The sequence below is a fragment of the Burkholderia sp. AU31624 genome (assembly GCF_020420065.1).
GTDB lineage: Bacteria > Pseudomonadota > Gammaproteobacteria > Burkholderiales > Burkholderiaceae > Burkholderia.
This window is the reverse complement of record NZ_JAIZRT010000010.1, coordinates 146,365-161,528: the sequence shown is the minus strand read 5'-3', so window position 1 is coordinate 161,528 and position 15,164 is coordinate 146,365. Positions and strand designations below refer to the sequence as shown.

Annotated in this window: 13 protein-coding genes; 4 read left to right on the top strand and 9 right to left on the bottom strand. The window is 68.1% G+C overall.

What is annotated here, in order from left to right; genetic code table 11:
• Positions 1-98: 98 nt before the first annotated feature.
• From LGM89_RS31210 to LGM89_RS31190, 5 genes are all read right to left on the bottom strand, one after another.
• On the bottom strand, positions 99-2,222 hold the full coding sequence (locus tag LGM89_RS31210; RefSeq protein WP_226275002.1) for a site-specific recombinase: 2,124 nt from the start codon (positions 2,220-2,222) through the stop codon (positions 99-101).
• Positions 2,223-2,693: 471 nt separating this feature from the next.
• Positions 2,694-3,422, bottom strand: coding sequence for a membrane integrity-associated transporter subunit PqiC (locus LGM89_RS31205; RefSeq protein WP_226275000.1), 729 nt, complete (start codon positions 3,420-3,422; stop codon positions 2,694-2,696).
• Complete coding sequence (locus LGM89_RS31200; RefSeq protein ID WP_226204367.1) at positions 3,419-5,038, bottom strand: intermembrane transport protein PqiB; 1,620 nt, start codon at positions 5,036-5,038, stop codon at positions 3,419-3,421. Before LGM89_RS31200 ends, LGM89_RS31205 begins: the two co-directional genes overlap by 4 nt.
• Positions 5,031-5,660, bottom strand: coding sequence for a paraquat-inducible protein A (locus tag LGM89_RS31195; protein ID WP_089439255.1), 630 nt, complete (start codon positions 5,658-5,660; stop codon positions 5,031-5,033). The genes LGM89_RS31200 and LGM89_RS31195 overlap by 8 nt, the downstream gene beginning before the upstream one ends.
• On the bottom strand, positions 5,657-6,322 hold the full coding sequence (locus LGM89_RS31190; protein WP_089494116.1) for a paraquat-inducible protein A: 666 nt from the start codon (positions 6,320-6,322) through the stop codon (positions 5,657-5,659). The genes LGM89_RS31195 and LGM89_RS31190 overlap by 4 nt, the downstream gene beginning before the upstream one ends.
• 258 nt (positions 6,323-6,580) lie before the next feature.
• Here LGM89_RS31190 and LGM89_RS31185 point away from each other — a divergent pair, with 258 nt between their 5' ends.
• The 4 genes from LGM89_RS31185 to LGM89_RS31170 all read left to right on the top strand — a co-directional run bounded on the left by LGM89_RS31185 (position 6,581) and on the right by LGM89_RS31170 (position 9,820).
• Positions 6,581-7,141: a cytochrome b gene (locus LGM89_RS31185; RefSeq protein ID WP_089494117.1), complete on the top strand. Its 561-nt coding sequence runs from the start codon at positions 6,581-6,583 to the stop codon at positions 7,139-7,141.
• Positions 7,142-7,149: 8 nt separating this feature from the next.
• Positions 7,150-7,710, top strand: a complete 561-nt coding sequence (locus LGM89_RS31180; RefSeq protein ID WP_089439258.1) for a YceI family protein — start codon at positions 7,150-7,152, stop codon at positions 7,708-7,710.
• Positions 7,711-7,775: 65 nt separating this feature from the next.
• Positions 7,776-8,357 carry a YceI family protein gene (locus tag LGM89_RS31175; protein WP_089439259.1) on the top strand — a complete coding sequence of 194 codons (582 nt, stop codon included), beginning with the start codon at positions 7,776-7,778 and terminating at the stop codon, positions 8,355-8,357.
• A gap of 185 nt (positions 8,358-8,542) precedes the next feature.
• The gene (locus tag LGM89_RS31170; protein ID WP_226274998.1) at positions 8,543-9,820 is read left to right on the top strand and encodes an MFS transporter; all 1,278 of its coding nucleotides are present in this window, start codon (positions 8,543-8,545) and stop codon (positions 9,818-9,820) included.
• 18 nt (positions 9,821-9,838) lie between these two features.
• On the opposite strand, the gene LGM89_RS31165 is transcribed toward LGM89_RS31170, so the two are convergent.
• The 4 genes from LGM89_RS31165 to yajC form a co-directional block, all read right to left on the bottom strand.
• Positions 9,839-11,413 (bottom strand): S41 family peptidase, encoded by a 1,575-nt coding sequence (locus LGM89_RS31165; RefSeq protein WP_226274997.1) that lies wholly within the window; start codon positions 11,411-11,413, stop codon positions 9,839-9,841.
• Positions 11,414-11,618: 205 nt separating this feature from the next.
• Entirely contained in the window at positions 11,619-12,569 is a 951-nt protein-coding gene (gene secF / locus LGM89_RS31160) for a protein translocase subunit SecF (RefSeq protein ID WP_089424532.1), read from the bottom strand.
• 16 nt (positions 12,570-12,585) lie between these two features.
• Complete coding sequence (secD, locus tag LGM89_RS31155) at positions 12,586-14,607, bottom strand: protein translocase subunit SecD (protein WP_226274995.1); 2,022 nt, start codon at positions 14,605-14,607, stop codon at positions 12,586-12,588.
• 106 nt (positions 14,608-14,713) lie between these two features.
• Complete coding sequence (gene yajC / locus LGM89_RS31150) at positions 14,714-15,037, bottom strand: preprotein translocase subunit YajC (protein ID WP_006476868.1); 324 nt, start codon at positions 15,035-15,037, stop codon at positions 14,714-14,716.
• Positions 15,038-15,164: the final 127 nt, after the last annotated feature.

Here is a 15,164-nt window from a genome sequence, read left to right as displayed (position 1 = left end):
CGCCTTTCGGTGCCGCGGCGCGGGCCGGGGGCGCCGCGCACGCGTGCCGGCAGGCCGCGCGGCGGCGCCCGGACGGGCACCGCCATGCCGCCGCGGGCTCAGTGCGAGCCCGGCTGGCCGGCGCGCGCGGCTGGGCTGCTGCCCGGCCAGAACAGCGCGAGCGGATTCGACAGCACCGTGCGGACGATCGCGGCGACGAGCGCGCGCACCTTGGTCCGGCGCAGGCTGCGCGAGCGCACGGCCATCGTGAACGCGAGCGCGAAGCTCACGAGCACGTTGAGGATTGCCATGCTGAGCACGCCGGCGCCGGCCCACCACAGCTCGGGCGTGCCGAGCGTGTCCTTGCCCAGCACGCCGAGCGCGATGCCGATCGAGCCGGCCGACAGCGTCACGTGCCGCACCTCGAACGGGAACATGAACACGGTGACGATCGCCGGAACGAGGCCGAGCATCAGGCCGAGCCCGACGTTCGCGACCACGCCGGCCACGTTCGACCGGCAGAAGTGCGCGAGCTTCGCGGCACCGGCCTGACCGAGCGTGAGGCGCAGCCGGCGGTTGTACGTGAGCGCGTCGCCGACCCGGTGCAGCACGAACCAGTTGTCGGCCCAGCCCGCGAGCAGGCTCGACGCCCACAGCAGCACGCCGGTCAGCGCCGCGTAGAGCGGTGTCGGGCCGAGCAGCGAGAACGAGTGCAGGGTCGCGTGCGCCTTCTCCGGCGAGATCAGGTTCGCGTGCATCACGTTGCTCGCGAACAGCTGCACCAGCAGGCACACGGGCAGCACGACGAGTACGTTGCCGGAAATCGCGGCGGCCTGCGTGCGGATCAGCGCGATCACCGACGCGACGAACGCCTTCACGCCTTCCTCGTGGCCGGTGTCGTCGAGCTCGCGCGCGAGGGTCGGCGCGGTCATCGCGGGCTGCTTGGTCGCGAGCGTGAAGTGCAGGAAGTGCATCAGCATGAAGCTGGCCGCGTAGTTGACGCCCGCGAGCAGCCCTTCGAGCATCGACTGCAGGTGCGCGCCCGTGATCGCGAACTTCACGCACACGGTCACGACCGTGACGAGCCCGCCGCCCGCGGCCATCCGCAGCATCTTCAGGTACTCGGCGCGGCCGCGCGAGATGTAGTGCTCGCCGGTGTCCGCGTTGGTCTCGACGAGCTTGCGCGCGAACAGCGAGAAGTTGCTGCGCACGAGGTGCGACACGCTCTGGCTGTTGTGGTTCGCGTCGACGAGCTCGGCCGTCAGGTGCGCCATGCCGTGCAGGTCGTCGCGCGCCATCCACGCGTTCAGCAGCATCTCGGCGCGCACGATGCGCATGCGCATCCGTTCGACCTGGAACACGATGTCGACCGACACGCCGTTGCGGTACAGGTGCGAGAACACGTCGTCGACGGCGATCCGGCATTCGTCGAGCAGCACGCGCAGGTAGTTCACCTCGTGCAGCAATTTGCTCGGGTCGCCGCCGTCCTCGACGGCCGCGTGCGCGGTCTCGACCGCGAGCATCGCGCGCGTGAGGCGGTAGAACGGCTGCGTTTCGAGCGGCTTGCGCGCATCGTCGTCGGAGAGCCGGCTGCGCACCGTCTGCGACAGGCCGGTCGAGCTGATCTGGCAGGTCAGGTTGTGCAGCGCGGCCAGCAGGTCGCGCGAGAACGAGCCCGGCTCATGGCGCTCTTCGTCGGTGACGTCGAACGAGATCAGCTCGGCGAGGCGCGTGAGGAGATCGTCGGGCAGCGCGTCGATCCATTGCGCGTCTTCCGGCGTCGGGAACATCAGCGTGAACAGCGCGGACAACTCGCGGCGGTTCGGCGCGGGCGGGATCAGCGACGCGTCGATCCGCTCGAACAGCGCGCCGAAGAAGCCCGAGTGCACGGGCATGCCGGCGTCGCACAGGAGCGAGATGCCGTCGCACTCGCGCAGGATGCCGCGCAGGATGCGCGCGGCGTGGGTTTTCCACGCGGGATTGCGATCGAGCACGTGGAACAGGTAGCGCAACCGCGCATGGGCCGGATACGCGCGCGCATCGGCGTCGCGATCGGCCGGCGCGTCGAGCGCGGCCTGCATCGTGCCGGTGCGGCGCAGCCAGTGCGCGAGCTCGATCAGCCATTCGCTGCGCTCGGCGTACGACGCATCGGCGTCGGCGTGCGCGAGCAGCGCATCGAGCTGGTGACCGGCATTGCGCGACGCGCGCCACTTCTTGATCAGGGTCGTCAGGGAACGAAACATAAACGGAATAACGAAAGCCCTCGGCGGGCGGGTTCGGGATGCCGGCCGGGGAAACGGCGCGGCGCCGGGGAGAACGGGTGAGACGGGGCCGGTTGCCGGACGATGCGCGGCGACCCGCGATGCGGCTGCCCCGCTGCGGTGCACGCCGATCGCGTGCAGGCGCCCGGAGGCACGGCGGTCGGGCCGAACGCGGCCCGGCGCCGCTGGCTGGCGCGCACGACGAACGGCGCGAGCCGGAAAGTGCGTAGGATCGTCAATCGGGCCGGAAAACGCAAGCCGACCGTATCGCATGGCGCCGGTTCCGGCCGACTTTGACAAACAATGCAAAGAGGCCGTTGGGCCGATGAGCGTGATGGGAGGCGGGCGGCGCCGCAACGCCGACGGCGGCCAGCGCGTCGTCGACGATCCCGGTCACGCCGCCCGAAACCGCGCTGGCGAGCACGCCGTCGAGCTCGCCAGCGCCCCGCCCGCTCAGGCGCCGGACTTGCCCGTCGCGCCGGCGTCGCCGCCGGAGGTCGGGTTGGCCGGGCACGGCACGACCGGCGCGGCGGCCGTCTTGTTGCCGGCAGCGGGCGCCGTGGCAGCCGCCGTGCCGCGGCGCGCGGCCATTGCGCGCACGCCGGCCGCGGCTTGCGTGGCAATCACGTCGAGCGCGCGCCGGTGGCCGGCGACGAGTGCGTCGTAACCGTCGGCGACCGGTTCCGCGACGCTCGTGCGGCAGGTCATCACGGCCTGTGTGGCGAGCGAGCGCACGCTCCATACGGCGTCGACCGCCGCGCGTTTGCCGGGCCACGACTCGAAGCGCTGCACGTTCACGCTGATCCGGTACACGGGCACGCCGGGCGGAGTCGCGGAATTCGCGACGTCGATCGTGCCGAGCTGCGCGGCGAGATCGTCCGACAGTGCGCGGCGGATCTCGTCGGCGGGCGGCGACGCCCAGCGTTCCTGCTCGAGCACGTCGACCTGCGCGGCGTTCTTCTGCACGACCAGCTGGTTCTTCGCGACCTGCTCGGGCACGCCGACGGCCGGCACCTCGATCAGGAACGCCGGGTTGGCCGGCGCGGTGCGCAGCGGCGCCGCGGCATCGGCGGGGCTGAGCGTGTAGAACCGCGCGGGCGGCGAGCTGCACGCGGCGAGCGCGAGGGCGGCGACAGCCGCCGCCGCGCCGCTCGCGAAACCGTTCACGCGTGTGGTCGTCATTGTTTATCTCCTGGCTTGCCCTTGAGCAGCGATTCGGGGTGGCGCTCCAGATAGTCGGCGAGCGCGTTCAGCGATTGCAGCGTGCGCGTGAGCTCCTTCAGCGCGCCGCGCACGTCGGACTGCAGCGGCGAATCCTGCTGCAGCGTCGCTTCGGCGGTCGAGAAGGTCTGCTTCGCGGCCGACAGCGTGTCGCGCGCTTCCGGCGCGACCTGCGTGTCGAGCTGCTTGAACAGCTTGTCGGCGTTCGCGAGCGCGCTGTTCAGGTTCGCGCCGATCTGGTCGAACGGCACCTTGTCGAGCTTCTTCGCGATGTCGGCGACCTGCAGCTGCAGCTCGTCGAGCGTGTTCGGCACGGTCGGCAGCTCGAGCGGCTGGCGCGTCGTGTCGATCTTCACGGCCGGCGCCTTCGGGAAGAAGTCGAGCGCGACGTACAGCTGGCTCGTCAGCAGGTTGCCGGTGCGCAGCTGGCCGCGCAGCCCGTGCTGGACGAGCCGCTCGACGATCTCGCGGCGGGCCGGTTCGCCCTTGCTCTCGATCGTTTCGCGGAAGCGGCGGCCGAGGCGTTCCGGATACACGTTGATCGTCACCGGCATCAGGAAGTTCTTCGTCTTCGGATCGAAGTCGATGCCGATGTTCGTCACTTCGCCGAGCACGATGCCGCGGAAGTCGACCGTCGCGCCGACCGCGAGCCCGCGCAGCGACTGGTTGAAGTTCATCACGACCTGCAGCGGCTGGCCGTCCGGGTCGCGCATCGCGTCGCCCTCGTCGGACGCGAGGCGGAACGTCGTGTTGTTCGGCGCGGTCGCGCCGGAGCCCTGGTTCGGCGGCGTCTGGAACGCGATGCCGCCGAGGATCACCGTCGCGAGCGACTGCGTGTTCAGCTTCAGGCCGCTCGAGTCGAGCCGCAGGTCCACGCCGCTTGCCTGCCACCAGCGCGAATTCACGCCGACGTACTGGTCGTACGGCGCATTGACGAACACGTTGAACGTGACGCCGGTGCCGTCCTTGTCGAGCGAGAAGCCGACCACCTGGCCGACCTGCACGCGGCGGTAGTAGACCGGCGAGCCGATGTCGACCGAGCCGAGCGAATCGCCGCGCAGCACGTACTGCGTGCCTTTCTGGTCGCCCGTGACGGCGGGCGGTGACTCGAGGCCGGTGAAGTCGGTCAGCGTATCCTCCGAGCGCCCGGCGTCCACGCCGATGTACGCACCCGACAGCAGCGTGCCGAGCCCCGACACGCCGGTCGCGCCGACGCGCGGCCGCACGATCCAGAAGCGCGAGCCCTTGACCGCGAAATCCTCCGCTTCCTTCTTGAGCTGCACCTGGACGAGCACGCGCGACAGGTCCTTCGACAGCTTGATCGTCTTGACCATGCCGATCTCGACGTCCTTGTACTTGACCTGGGTCTTGCCGGGCTCGAGCCCTTCGGCGCTGTGGAAGCTGATCGTGATTTCCGGGCCGCGTTCGCGCACGGACTTGATCACGAGGCCGATGCCGATCAGCGCGGCGATCAGCGGCACGAGCCAGACGAGCGACGGCAGCCAGCCGCTTTTCGTCGAGATCGTCGGATCGGGCGGCCGGGGCGCGTCGTGCTGCGGGCCTTGTGGACTATTCATGGTGATTCCCTGAGGTTTCGACTGGATCCCAGATCAGGCGGGGATCGAACTGCATCGATGCGAGCATCGTCAGGATCACGACGGAGCCGAACGCGAGCGCGCCGGGGCCGGCCGTGATGATGGCGAGCGAACGAAAATGGACGAGCGCGACGGTCAGCGTCACGACGAAGATGTCGAGCATCGACCAGCGGCCGATGCGTTCGACGATCCGGAACAGGCGCGTGCGCTGCAGCGGCCGCCAGGCGGCGCGGCGCTGCGCGCTGATCACGAGGATCAGCAGCACGCCGAGCTTGAGCATCGGCACGAGGATGCTCGCGACGAACACGACGACGGCAAGCGGCCAGTCGCCGGAAACCCAGAAATAGATCACGCCGCTCATGATCGTGTCTTCCTGCGAACCGACGATCGATGCGGTGCGCATGATCGGCAGCAGGTTCGCGGGAATGTAGAGGATCGCGGCGGCGAGCAGCAGCGCCCACGTGCGCATCACGCTGTTCGGCGTGCGGAAATGCAGCGCGCTGCCGCAGCGCGCGCAGTGTGCGTGCGGATGGTCGAGCGTCTGCACGAGGCCGCATGCGTGGCAGCTGGCATAGCCCTCGCGGGCGGCGGTCGGGATCGTCATCGGCGGGCGGCTTCCGGCAGCGGGGCGGCATCGTCGGGCTGCCCGGGCGAGCGGCCGGCGCGCAGGTCGTCGGCGATGTCCCACAGCGTGCGCGGATCGAACATCAGCACGACGGCGATCATCAGCGTGAGCGCGGCGAACGCGAACAGCGCGGCCTCGGGAACGACTCTTGCAAGACTCACCATCTTCACGATCGTGACGAGGATGCCGAGCATGAACACCTCGATCATGCCCCACGGCCGCACGAGCTCGATCGCGCGCAGCACCAGGTTGAAGCCGGGCGGTACGACGCCGCGCCGGATCGGCAGCAGCAGGTACAGCAGCGCGGCCATCTCGACGAGCGGGAACAGCACGGTCGAGCAGAACACCATCACGCCGACGATCGCCATGTCCTGGTGCCACAGCGAATCGATCGCGCCGATCAGCGTGGTCTGCACGCGGTTGCCGTTCACGTCCATTTCGAGGATCGGGAACGCCTGCGCGATCGAGAACGTGATCAGCGCCGCGAGCGCGAGCGCGCAGATCCGCTCGATCTGCGCGGTGCTGTTGCGATAGAGCAGCGCATCGCAGCGCGGGCAGCGCGCGATTTCACGTCCGCTCAGGCGCGGTTTGTGCAACAGTGCGTCGCACTCGTGGCAGGCAATCAGGTCGTTTCGTTGCATGGAAAAGGCAGTGGTGCGACGGCTGGGGAGACGCGTCGACGGGGCCGGAACCCGCGCCAATCTTACCAAAAGGCCTTTTTCGGCGTGTCGACGATCGCGGGTTCGGTGACCGATCGGTAACATGACAGGAAGCTGTCAGCCGGCTGGCGGGCCTGTCTTCAGAGTCCGCGCGCGTCAAAAGGTTGCGGTAGCATGGCGCCCTTGACAAGCGTCGGACGAATTTCCGACGCGGCCGTTCGCTGAACTGAGGAATCCAAGATGGCATCGAAATCGCTGCCGGCCACGCCGGTACGCTATACGCAGACGGCGATCGCGCTGCACTGGCTGATCGCGCTGCTGATCGTCTGCGCGTTCGCGCTGGGCTGGGTGATGACCGACATCCCCGGCTTCACGCCGACCAAGCTGAAGTACTTCTCGTGGCACAAGTGGATGGGCGTGACGATATTCGCGCTGGTCGTCGTCCGCGTGCTGTGGCGGGCGACCCACGTGCCGCCGGCGCTGCCGGGCGGCACGCCCGCGTGGCAGCGTGCGGCGTCGCACGGCGTGCACATCCTGCTGTACCTGCTGATGATCGTGATACCGGTGACGGGCTACCTGTACAGCTCGGCGGCGAACATCCCGGTCGTCTACCTCGGCATCGTGCCGCTGCCGCGGCTGATCGACCCCGATCCGGTGCTGAAGGAAACCTTCAAGACGCTTCACGTGTCATTGAATTACATTCTGCTTGCGCTCGTTTCGCTGCACGTGGTCGCGGCGCTCAAGCACCAGTTGTTGGACCGCGACGGCCTACTGTCGCGGATGCTCCCCTTTGCCAAATGAAGGATCCCATGAAAGTGTCTTTCTCCCGCTCCATGCTGACCGCGTTCGCCGCGGTGTCACTTGTCGCGTCGGGCGCGGCGCTCGCCGATGTCGATCTCGCGAAGAGCAAGGTGTCCGCCGTGTCGAAGCAGATGAACGTGCCGACCGAAGGCACGTTCAAGAAGTTTTCCGCGCAGGTGAAGTTCGACCCGGCGAAAGCCGCGCAGGGCAGCGCCCAGATGACGATCGACGTCGCCAGCTATGACCTCGGCGACAAGATGTACAACGACCAGGTCGCCGGCAAGGACTGGTTCGACGCGAAGGCGTATCCGCAGGCCACGTTCGTGTCGTCGGCGATCGCGCCGGCGGGCGGCAACAAGTACAACGTGACCGGCAAGCTGACGATCAAGGGCAAGTCCGAGAACGTCACGGTGCCCGTCACGGTCACGCAGAGCGGCGCGACGCAGACCTTCGACGGCGTGCTGCCGATCAAGCGCTCGGCGTTCAACGTCGGCACCGGCGAGTGGAAGGACACGTCGGTCGTCGCGGACGAAGTGCAGATCAAGTTCCATCTCGTCGCCACCAAGTAAGCGGCGGACTGTCGCCTCACCCGAATGCCGCGCGAGGGCGCGGCGCCGTTCCAAGGAGAAAAGGTTTGAAAAAGCAACTGATCATCGCCGCAGGCGCGCTGGCAGCGTCGCTGTCGTTCTCGGCATTCGCCGAAAGCGTCACGTACCAGTTCGACCCGAGCCACACGTACCCGAGCTTCGAGGCTGACCACATGGGCGGCCTGTCGGTCTGGCGCGGCAAGTTCGACAAGTCGAGCGGCACCGTGACGCTCGACCGCGCGGCGAAGACGGGGACGGTCGACGTGACGACCGACATCGCGTCGATCCACACCGGCAGCACGAAGCTCGACGAGCATCTGCAGACGGCCGAGTTCTTCGACGTCGCCAAGTTCCCGCAGGCGAACTACAAGGGCGCGATCAAGTTCGACGGCGACAAGCCGGTGTCGGTGGTCGGCAACCTGACGCTGCATGGCGTCACGAAGCCGGTGACGCTGAAGATCGATTCGTTCAAGTGCATGCCGCACCCGATGCTCAAGCGCGAAGTGTGCGGCGTGGACGCCGTCGGCGAATTCGACCGCAGCGATTTCGGCCTCGACTACGGCAAGCAGTACGGCTTCAAGATGAAGACGAAGCTGCTGATCACGGCCGAAGCGCTCAAGCAGCAGTAAGCCCGCCGATCGGGCCGGCCTTCGCGCCGGTCCGTCGCGAGCCCGCCGCCGCGTTCCCGTCAGGGGGCGCGGCGGTTTTTATTTGCGCGCCTATAATCGCCCGAGCGCCGTACCCGGCGCCGGGCAGGCCGACGGCGCGCGAGCGGCCGCCTCGAACAGAACGTACAACGACAAGGAGATCGCCGATGCATGCCGTCACGCCGTCCCGTTCCATTGCCTCGTCGCCGCGCGTGTGGCGCGCGGTGGTTGCCGCGTCGATCGGCAATGCGCTCGAGTGGTTCGACCTCGTCGTCTACGGCTTCTTCGCGGTGACGATCTCGAAGCTGTTCTTTCCGGCCGGCAACGACACCGTGTCGCTGCTGCTCACGCTCGGCACGTTCGGCGTGTCGTTCTTCATGCGCCCGCTCGGCGCGATCGTGCTCGGCGCGTATGCCGACCGCGCCGGCCGCAAGGCCGCCCTCACGCTGTCGATCCTGCTGATGATGGGCGGCACGCTGATCATCGCGGTGCTGCCGACCTACGAGACGATCGGCGTCGCGGCGCCGGTGATCCTCGTCGCCGCGCGGCTGATGCAGGGCTTCTCCGCCGGCGGCGAGTTCGGCAGCGCGACCGCGTTCCTCGCCGAGCACGTGCCGGGCCGGCGCGGCTTCTTCGCGAGCTGGCAGGTCGCGAGCCAGGGGCTCACGACGCTGCTCGCCGCCGGTTTCGGCACCGTGCTGAACGCGCAGCTAACGGCCGCGCAGATGGCGTCGTGGGGCTGGCGCGTGCCGTTCTTCTTCGGCCTGCTGCTCGGGCCGGTCGCGTACTACATCCGCACGAAGGTTGACGAGACCCCCGAATTCCTCGCGGCGGAAGGCACCGCGAACCCGCTGCGCGACACGTTCGCGTCGCACAAGGCGCGCCTCGTCGCCGCGATGGGTGTGGTCGTGCTCGGCACGGTCGCGACTTATCTCGTGCTGTTCATGCCGACCTACGGCGTGAAGCAGCTCGGCCTTGCGCCGTCGGCTGCATTCGCGGCGATCCTGGTGGTCGGCGTGATCCAGATGGCGTTCGCGCCGCTCGTCGGCCACTGGTCGGACACCTACGGCCGCGTGCGCGTGATGGTCGCGCCGGCCGTCGGCATCCTCGTGCTGATCTACCCGGCGTTCGCGTACCTGGTCGCCCATCCGGGCTTCGGCACGCTGATCGCGCTGCAGGTGCTGCTCGCGTTCCTGATGACGGGCTACTTCGCGGCGCTGCCGGGTTTGCTGTCCGAAGTGTTTCCGGTGCAGACGCGCACGACCGGGATGTCGCTCGCGTACAACGTCGCGGTGACGATCTTCGGCGGCTTCGGGCCGTTCATCATCGCGTGGCTGATCAAGGCGACCGGAATGAAGACCGCGCCGAGCTTCTACCTGATGTTCACGGCCGTGCTGAGCCTCGTGGCGCTGGTCGTGCTGCGCAAGCGGTTCGGGTTCCGGTAACGGGACGGGCGGCGCGCGTCAGTTGCCGGCGCGCTCGCACACGGGTTGGGCGGGCATCAACTGCGGCCTGGCTTCGACGGTTCGCACCGGGCGCCCGGCGAGCGCCGCCAGCGCCTGACCGAGCTGCCAGTCGGTGGCCGTGCCGAACTCGCGCTGCGGCAGCGCCGCGCTCTTCGCGGTATCGATCTTCGCGAGCGCTCGCTGCTCGCGCCGCTTCTGCCGTTCCTTGCGCACCTTCGCGAACGGATCGGGCGCCAGCCGGTCCGCATACGGCGCGCGGGCGAGATCGGCTTCCCGGTACCACAGCAGCACGCCGTCGACGTCCGAGTCGCGGCGCGGCGGCACGAGCCAGTCCGGCACGACGCCATAGCCGTCCATCGGGCAGCCGTTCGGCCGCAGGTTGCGCGCGTACGTGAAATTCAGGCGCGTGCCGTCGATCAGGTCGACGCCCGTCTGCGCAAGCCCCTTCCCGTAGGTCGGCATGCCGAGCAGCTTCGCGCGGCCGAGATCCTTCAGCGCCGCCGCGGTCGCTTCGGCGGCCGACGCGCTCTGTCCGTCGACGAGCACGACGAGCGGCACGGTGCGCCACCAGTCGTCCGCCTGCAACGGCGCGAGCGGATCCTGGCCGTGCATGACCGGTAATGCGTAATCGGGCCAGTTGGTCGTGTAGCGGCGGCGGTTGGCGTCGCCGCGCTCGACCGTCACCATCGCGGTGCGGTCGCGGCCCGCGAACAGCGCGGTGATGCCGATCGCCGCATTGAGCGCGCCGCCGCCGTTGATGCGCAGGTCGAGGATCACGCCTTTCACCGCCGGCCCCGTGCGGCGCGCGGCCTGCACCGCGTCGATGTAGTCGCCGATCGCCGGTTCGGGGAAGCTCGACAGCCGCGTGTACAGGATGTCGCCGTCGAGGCGCTTCGCGGTCGCCGGGTGGGGCTTGAGGATCGTCCGAACGGGCGCGAAGCTGAGCACCGCGTGCGACGGGCCACGCTGGACCGTGAGCTTCAGCGGCACGCCCGCATCGCCCTTGGCGAGTCTGGTCAGGTCGGCGGGGTCGATGCCGACGACGCTCGTATCGTTCATCGCGACGACGAGATCGTCGGGGCGCACGCCGGCCTTTTCCGCGGGCGCGTCGGGAATCACGTCGACGATGTGCAGCCCGTCGGGCCGCGTCTCGAACACGATACCGATGCCGGGCGTGCCGTCGCGCGCGCGCCGTTCGTCGTCGCGCCGCTCCTGCTCCTCCTTCGCGTCGAAGAAACGTGCGTACGGCAGCGTCTTGATTCCCGCGTGGGTCGTTGCGTCGAGCAGTGCGCCGATGTCGACGTCGGTCAGGTGCTGCCGCTTCAGGATTTCCACCGCTGCCTTGAGCTCGCAGATCTGCGGCTCCCAGTCGGGCGGGCAGGGCGAGGGCGGCTGGGCGGCGGCGGGCGAAGCGGCAGAAGCGGCAGAAGCGGCAGAAGGGGCAGAAGGGGCAGAAGCGAGCGGGGTGGACGCCGGCTGTTGCGCACCGACGGATGACGCGCACGGCAGGAGCGCGGCCGTGACGGCGGCGCAAACGGCAAGGCGAAGCACGACACGCGTGGGAGGCATCATCGGGACCGCACGTTTGAACGGAGGGCGAAGGCGCTGTCCCGCTGACGCACGGCCGGCGGGTGGGCGCGGCGGGACGGTCACGATTGTAGCCGACGTGCGTGACGGGGCAGGGCGAGCGGGCGGCGCGATGCGCGGCGGTGGCGCGGGCATGAAAAAGCCGGCCCAACCGGGCCGGCTTTTCGTCTGTGCCGAAGCAGCGTGGCGCTTAAACCTGCGCGCCTGCGTTCGGATCGTCCGGATCGTGCGCGGACTTCTTTTCCTTGATCAGGTCTTCGCGCTTGATGCCGAGCCACATCGCGAGCGAGCCCGCGACGAACACCGACGAGTAGATGCCGAACATGATGCCGACCGTCAGCGCGAGTGCGAAGTAGTGCAGCGTCGGGCCGCCGAAGAAGAACATCGACAGCACCATCATTTCGGTCGACGTGTGCGTGATGATCGTACGCGACATCGTGGTCGTGATCGCGTGGTTGATCACTTCCTGCACGCTCATCTTGCGTTCGCGGCGGAACGTTTCGCGGATCCGGTCGAAGATGACGACCGACTCGTTGACCGAGTAGCCGAGCACCGCGAGGATCGCCGCGAGCACCGCCAGCGAGAACTCCCACTGGAAGAACGCGAAGAAGCCGAGAATGATCACGATGTCGTGCAGGTTGGCGATGATGCCGGCCACCGCGTACTTCCACTCGAAGCGGAACGACAGGTAGATCACGATGCCGATCACGACGCACGCGAGCGCGAGCAGGCCGTCGGTCGCGAGTTCCCGGCCGACCTGCGGGCCGACGAACTCGACGCGCTGCAGCGTGACGTCCGGGTTCTGCGCCTTCAGCGCGCCCATCACCTGGTCGCTCTGCTGCGCGGACGTGAGGCCTTCCTTCAGCTGCAGGCGGATCAGCACGTTGCGCGACGTGCCGAAGTTCTGCACCTGCGCGTCGGCGTAGCCGAGCTTGCCGAGCGTCGCGCGCACCGGTTCGAGTTCAGCGGCCTGCTGGTACTGCACCTCGATCACCGTCCCGCCGGTGAATTCGACGGACAGGTGCAGCCCGCGGTGGAACAGGAAGAACACGGCGGCGAGGAACGTGACCAGCGAGATCACGTTGAACACCAGCGCGTGCCGCATGAACGGAATGTCTTTACGGATGCGGAAAAATTCCATGGTCTTCTCCGGGGCCTTATTGGGTCGAGCCCGGTTTCTTCGGCGACACGCCCTGCTGCGCGCGATTGCGCAGCTGCGGCTTGCCGGCGCGCGGCGCGTTGCCCTTCGCGGGGGCGGCGAGCTTCGCGGCGCGTGCGGTGTCGGTCGATTCGTCGGCGTCGGTGAACGACGCGGCGGCAGCGGCGCCTTCCGGCTTCCACACCTGGCCGATCGCGAGCGACTTCAGCTTCTTGCGGCCGCCGTACCAGAGGTTGACGATCCCGCGCGAGAAGAACACCGCGGAGAACATCGACGTCAGGATACCGAGGCAGTGCACGATCGCGAACGCGCGAACCGGGCCCGAGCCGAACGCGAGCAGCGCGAGGCCGGCGATCAGCGTCGTGACGTTCGAGTCGAGAATCGTCGCCCACGCATGCGCGTAGCCGGCCTGGATGGCGGTCTGCGGCGGCTGGCCGGCGCGCAGTTCTTCACGCACGCGCTCGTTGATCAGCACGTTCGCGTCGATCGCCATACCGAGCGCGAGCGCGATGGCGGCGATGCCGGGCAGCGTCAGCGTCGCCTGCATCAGCGACAGCACGGCGACGAGCAGCAGCAGGTTCACCGACAGGCCGATCACCGAGATCACGCCGAACAGCATGTAGTACGCGATCATGAACACGGCGATCGCGCAGAAGCCCCAGATCACCGAGTGGATGCCCATCTTGATGTTGTCGGCGCCGAGGCTCGGGCCGATCGTGCGTTCCTCGATGATGTCCATCGGCGCGGCGAGCGAACCGGCGCGCAGCAGCAGCGCGAGGTCGGCCGCGGCCTGCGGCGTCGGCTGGCCCGTGATCTGGAAGCGGTCGCCGAGTTCCGACTGGATCGTCGCGACCGTCAGCACTTCGCCCTTGCCCTTCTCGAACAGCACCATCGCCATCGGCTTGCCGATGTTCTCGCGCGAGACCGCGCGCACCGAGCGGCCACCCGCCGAATCGAGGCGGATGTTGACCGACGGACGCTGGTGATCGTCGAAGCCGGCCGATGCATCGATGATGCGGTCGCCCGTGAAGATCACGTCCTTCTTCAGCAGCACCGGCGCCTGGTTGCCCTGCGTGAACAGCTCTTCACCCGGCGGCACCGGGTCGTTCGGGTTCGGGTGCGTGTTGATCGGATCGGCGAGGCGCGCTTCGAGCGTCGCGGTGCGGCCGATGATGTCCTTCGCCTTCGCGGTGTCCTGCACGCCCGGCAGCTCGACGACGATGCGGTCGCTACCTTGCTGCTGCAGGATCGGCTCGGACACGCCGAGTTCGTTCACGCGGTTGTGGAGCGTCGTCAGGTTCTGCTTGAGCGCGGCGTCCTCGACGGACTTCTGCACGGCCGGCGTGAACGTGCCGACGACCTGCGTGCCGCCGCCGCCGGGCTGGGTCGCCCATTGCAGTTCGGCGATCGACAGCGCGAGCAGCTTGCGGGCGTCTTCCGCCGTCTGTGCATCGCTGAAGTTGACGACCACGGACTGGTCGACGCGGCTCACGCCGCCGTCGCGGATGTTCTTGTCGCGCAGCAGCGTGCGCGCGTCGGACGCGTCGGAATCGAGCTTCTTCGTCAGCGCGCCCGTCATGTCGACCTGGAGCAGGAAGTGGACGCCGCCACGCAGGTCGAGGCCGAGATACATCGGCAGCGCGTGCAGGGAGGTCAGCCAGCGCGGCGACGCGCTCTGCAGGTTCAGGGCGACGACGTACTGCGGATCGTTCGGGTCGGCGTTCAGCGATTTCTGCAGCAGGTCCTTGACGCGCAGCTGCGTATCGGTGTCCTTCAGGCGCACGCGGATGTTCGCGTTGGTCGCCGTGTTCTCGAAGGTGACGTCGTCCGGCGTGATCTGCGCGGAGGCGAGCGCCGATTCGACCTGGGTCAGCGTGGTCGAGTCGAGCTTGACCGTGGCCTTGCCGCTCGACACCTGCACCGCCGGCGATTCGCCGAAGAAGTTGGGCAATGTGTACAGAAGGCCGATGGCGAGCGCCACGACCATCACGACATATTTCCAGAGTGGATAACGATTCATGAGGGAGCCGAACGGGTGGTTGGCGTGAAAGCGTCGCGTCCGGCGCCGCGGCGGCCCGCTCTCTCAGGCGGGCACGGCGCGGGGAGCCGGACGCTCGGTGAAGGGCTTACAGCGACTTGATCGTGCCCTTCGGCAGAATGGTCGTGACCGCGGCCTTCTGCACGGTGATTTCGGTGCCTTCGGCGATTTCGACGCCGATGTAGCCTTCGGTGACCTTCGTCACCTTGCCCACGAGGCCGCCGCTCGTGACGACTTCGTCGCCCTTGGCCATGGCCGCGAGCATGTTGCGGTGCTCCTTCTGACGCTTCATCTGCGGACGGATCATGATGAAGTAGAGCACGGCAAACATCAGGATGAGCGGCAGGAAGCTCATCAGGCTCGATTCGGCGCCACCGGCACCTTGGGCGAACGCGTTGGAAATGAACGGCACGTTGGTCTCTCCGTAGGGGAAGATCGAAAAATAAGCCGGTTATTCTACCACCGGCCCCATGCGCAAACGGATCGGCAAATGCGCTTTCGGATCAAGCTGTTAAAGCGCGAACCGGTACCGTTGCGAC

What these genes read in the sequence shown, in the direction of transcription:
- LGM89_RS31170 (WP_226274998.1), top strand. Translation starts at nt 8,543, where the DNA reads ATGCATGCCGTCACGCCGTCCCGTTCCATTGCCTCGTCGCCGCGCGTG.
- LGM89_RS31185 (WP_089494117.1), top strand. Translation starts at nt 6,581, where the DNA reads ATGGCATCGAAATCGCTGCCGGCCACGCCGGTACGCTATACGCAGACG.
- secF (WP_089424532.1), bottom strand. Translation starts at nt 12,569, where the DNA reads ATGGAATTTTTCCGCATCCGTAAAGACATTCCGTTCATGCGGCACGCG.
- LGM89_RS31200 (WP_226204367.1), bottom strand. Translation starts at nt 5,038, where the DNA reads ATGAATAGTCCACAAGGCCCGCAGCACGACGCGCCCCGGCCGCCCGAT.
- LGM89_RS31195 (WP_089439255.1), bottom strand. Translation starts at nt 5,660, where the DNA reads ATGACGATCCCGACCGCCGCCCGCGAGGGCTATGCCAGCTGCCACGCA.
- LGM89_RS31190 (WP_089494116.1), bottom strand. Translation starts at nt 6,322, where the DNA reads ATGCAACGAAACGACCTGATTGCCTGCCACGAGTGCGACGCACTGTTG.
- LGM89_RS31180 (WP_089439258.1), top strand. Translation starts at nt 7,150, where the DNA reads ATGAAAGTGTCTTTCTCCCGCTCCATGCTGACCGCGTTCGCCGCGGTG.
- LGM89_RS31205 (WP_226275000.1), bottom strand. Translation starts at nt 3,422, where the DNA reads ATGACGACCACACGCGTGAACGGTTTCGCGAGCGGCGCGGCGGCGGCT.
- LGM89_RS31165 (WP_226274997.1), bottom strand. Translation starts at nt 11,413, where the DNA reads ATGATGCCTCCCACGCGTGTCGTGCTTCGCCTTGCCGTTTGCGCCGCC.
- LGM89_RS31210 (WP_226275002.1), bottom strand. Translation starts at nt 2,222, where the DNA reads ATGTTTCGTTCCCTGACGACCCTGATCAAGAAGTGGCGCGCGTCGCGC.
- secD (WP_226274995.1), bottom strand. Translation starts at nt 14,607, where the DNA reads ATGAATCGTTATCCACTCTGGAAATATGTCGTGATGGTCGTGGCGCTC.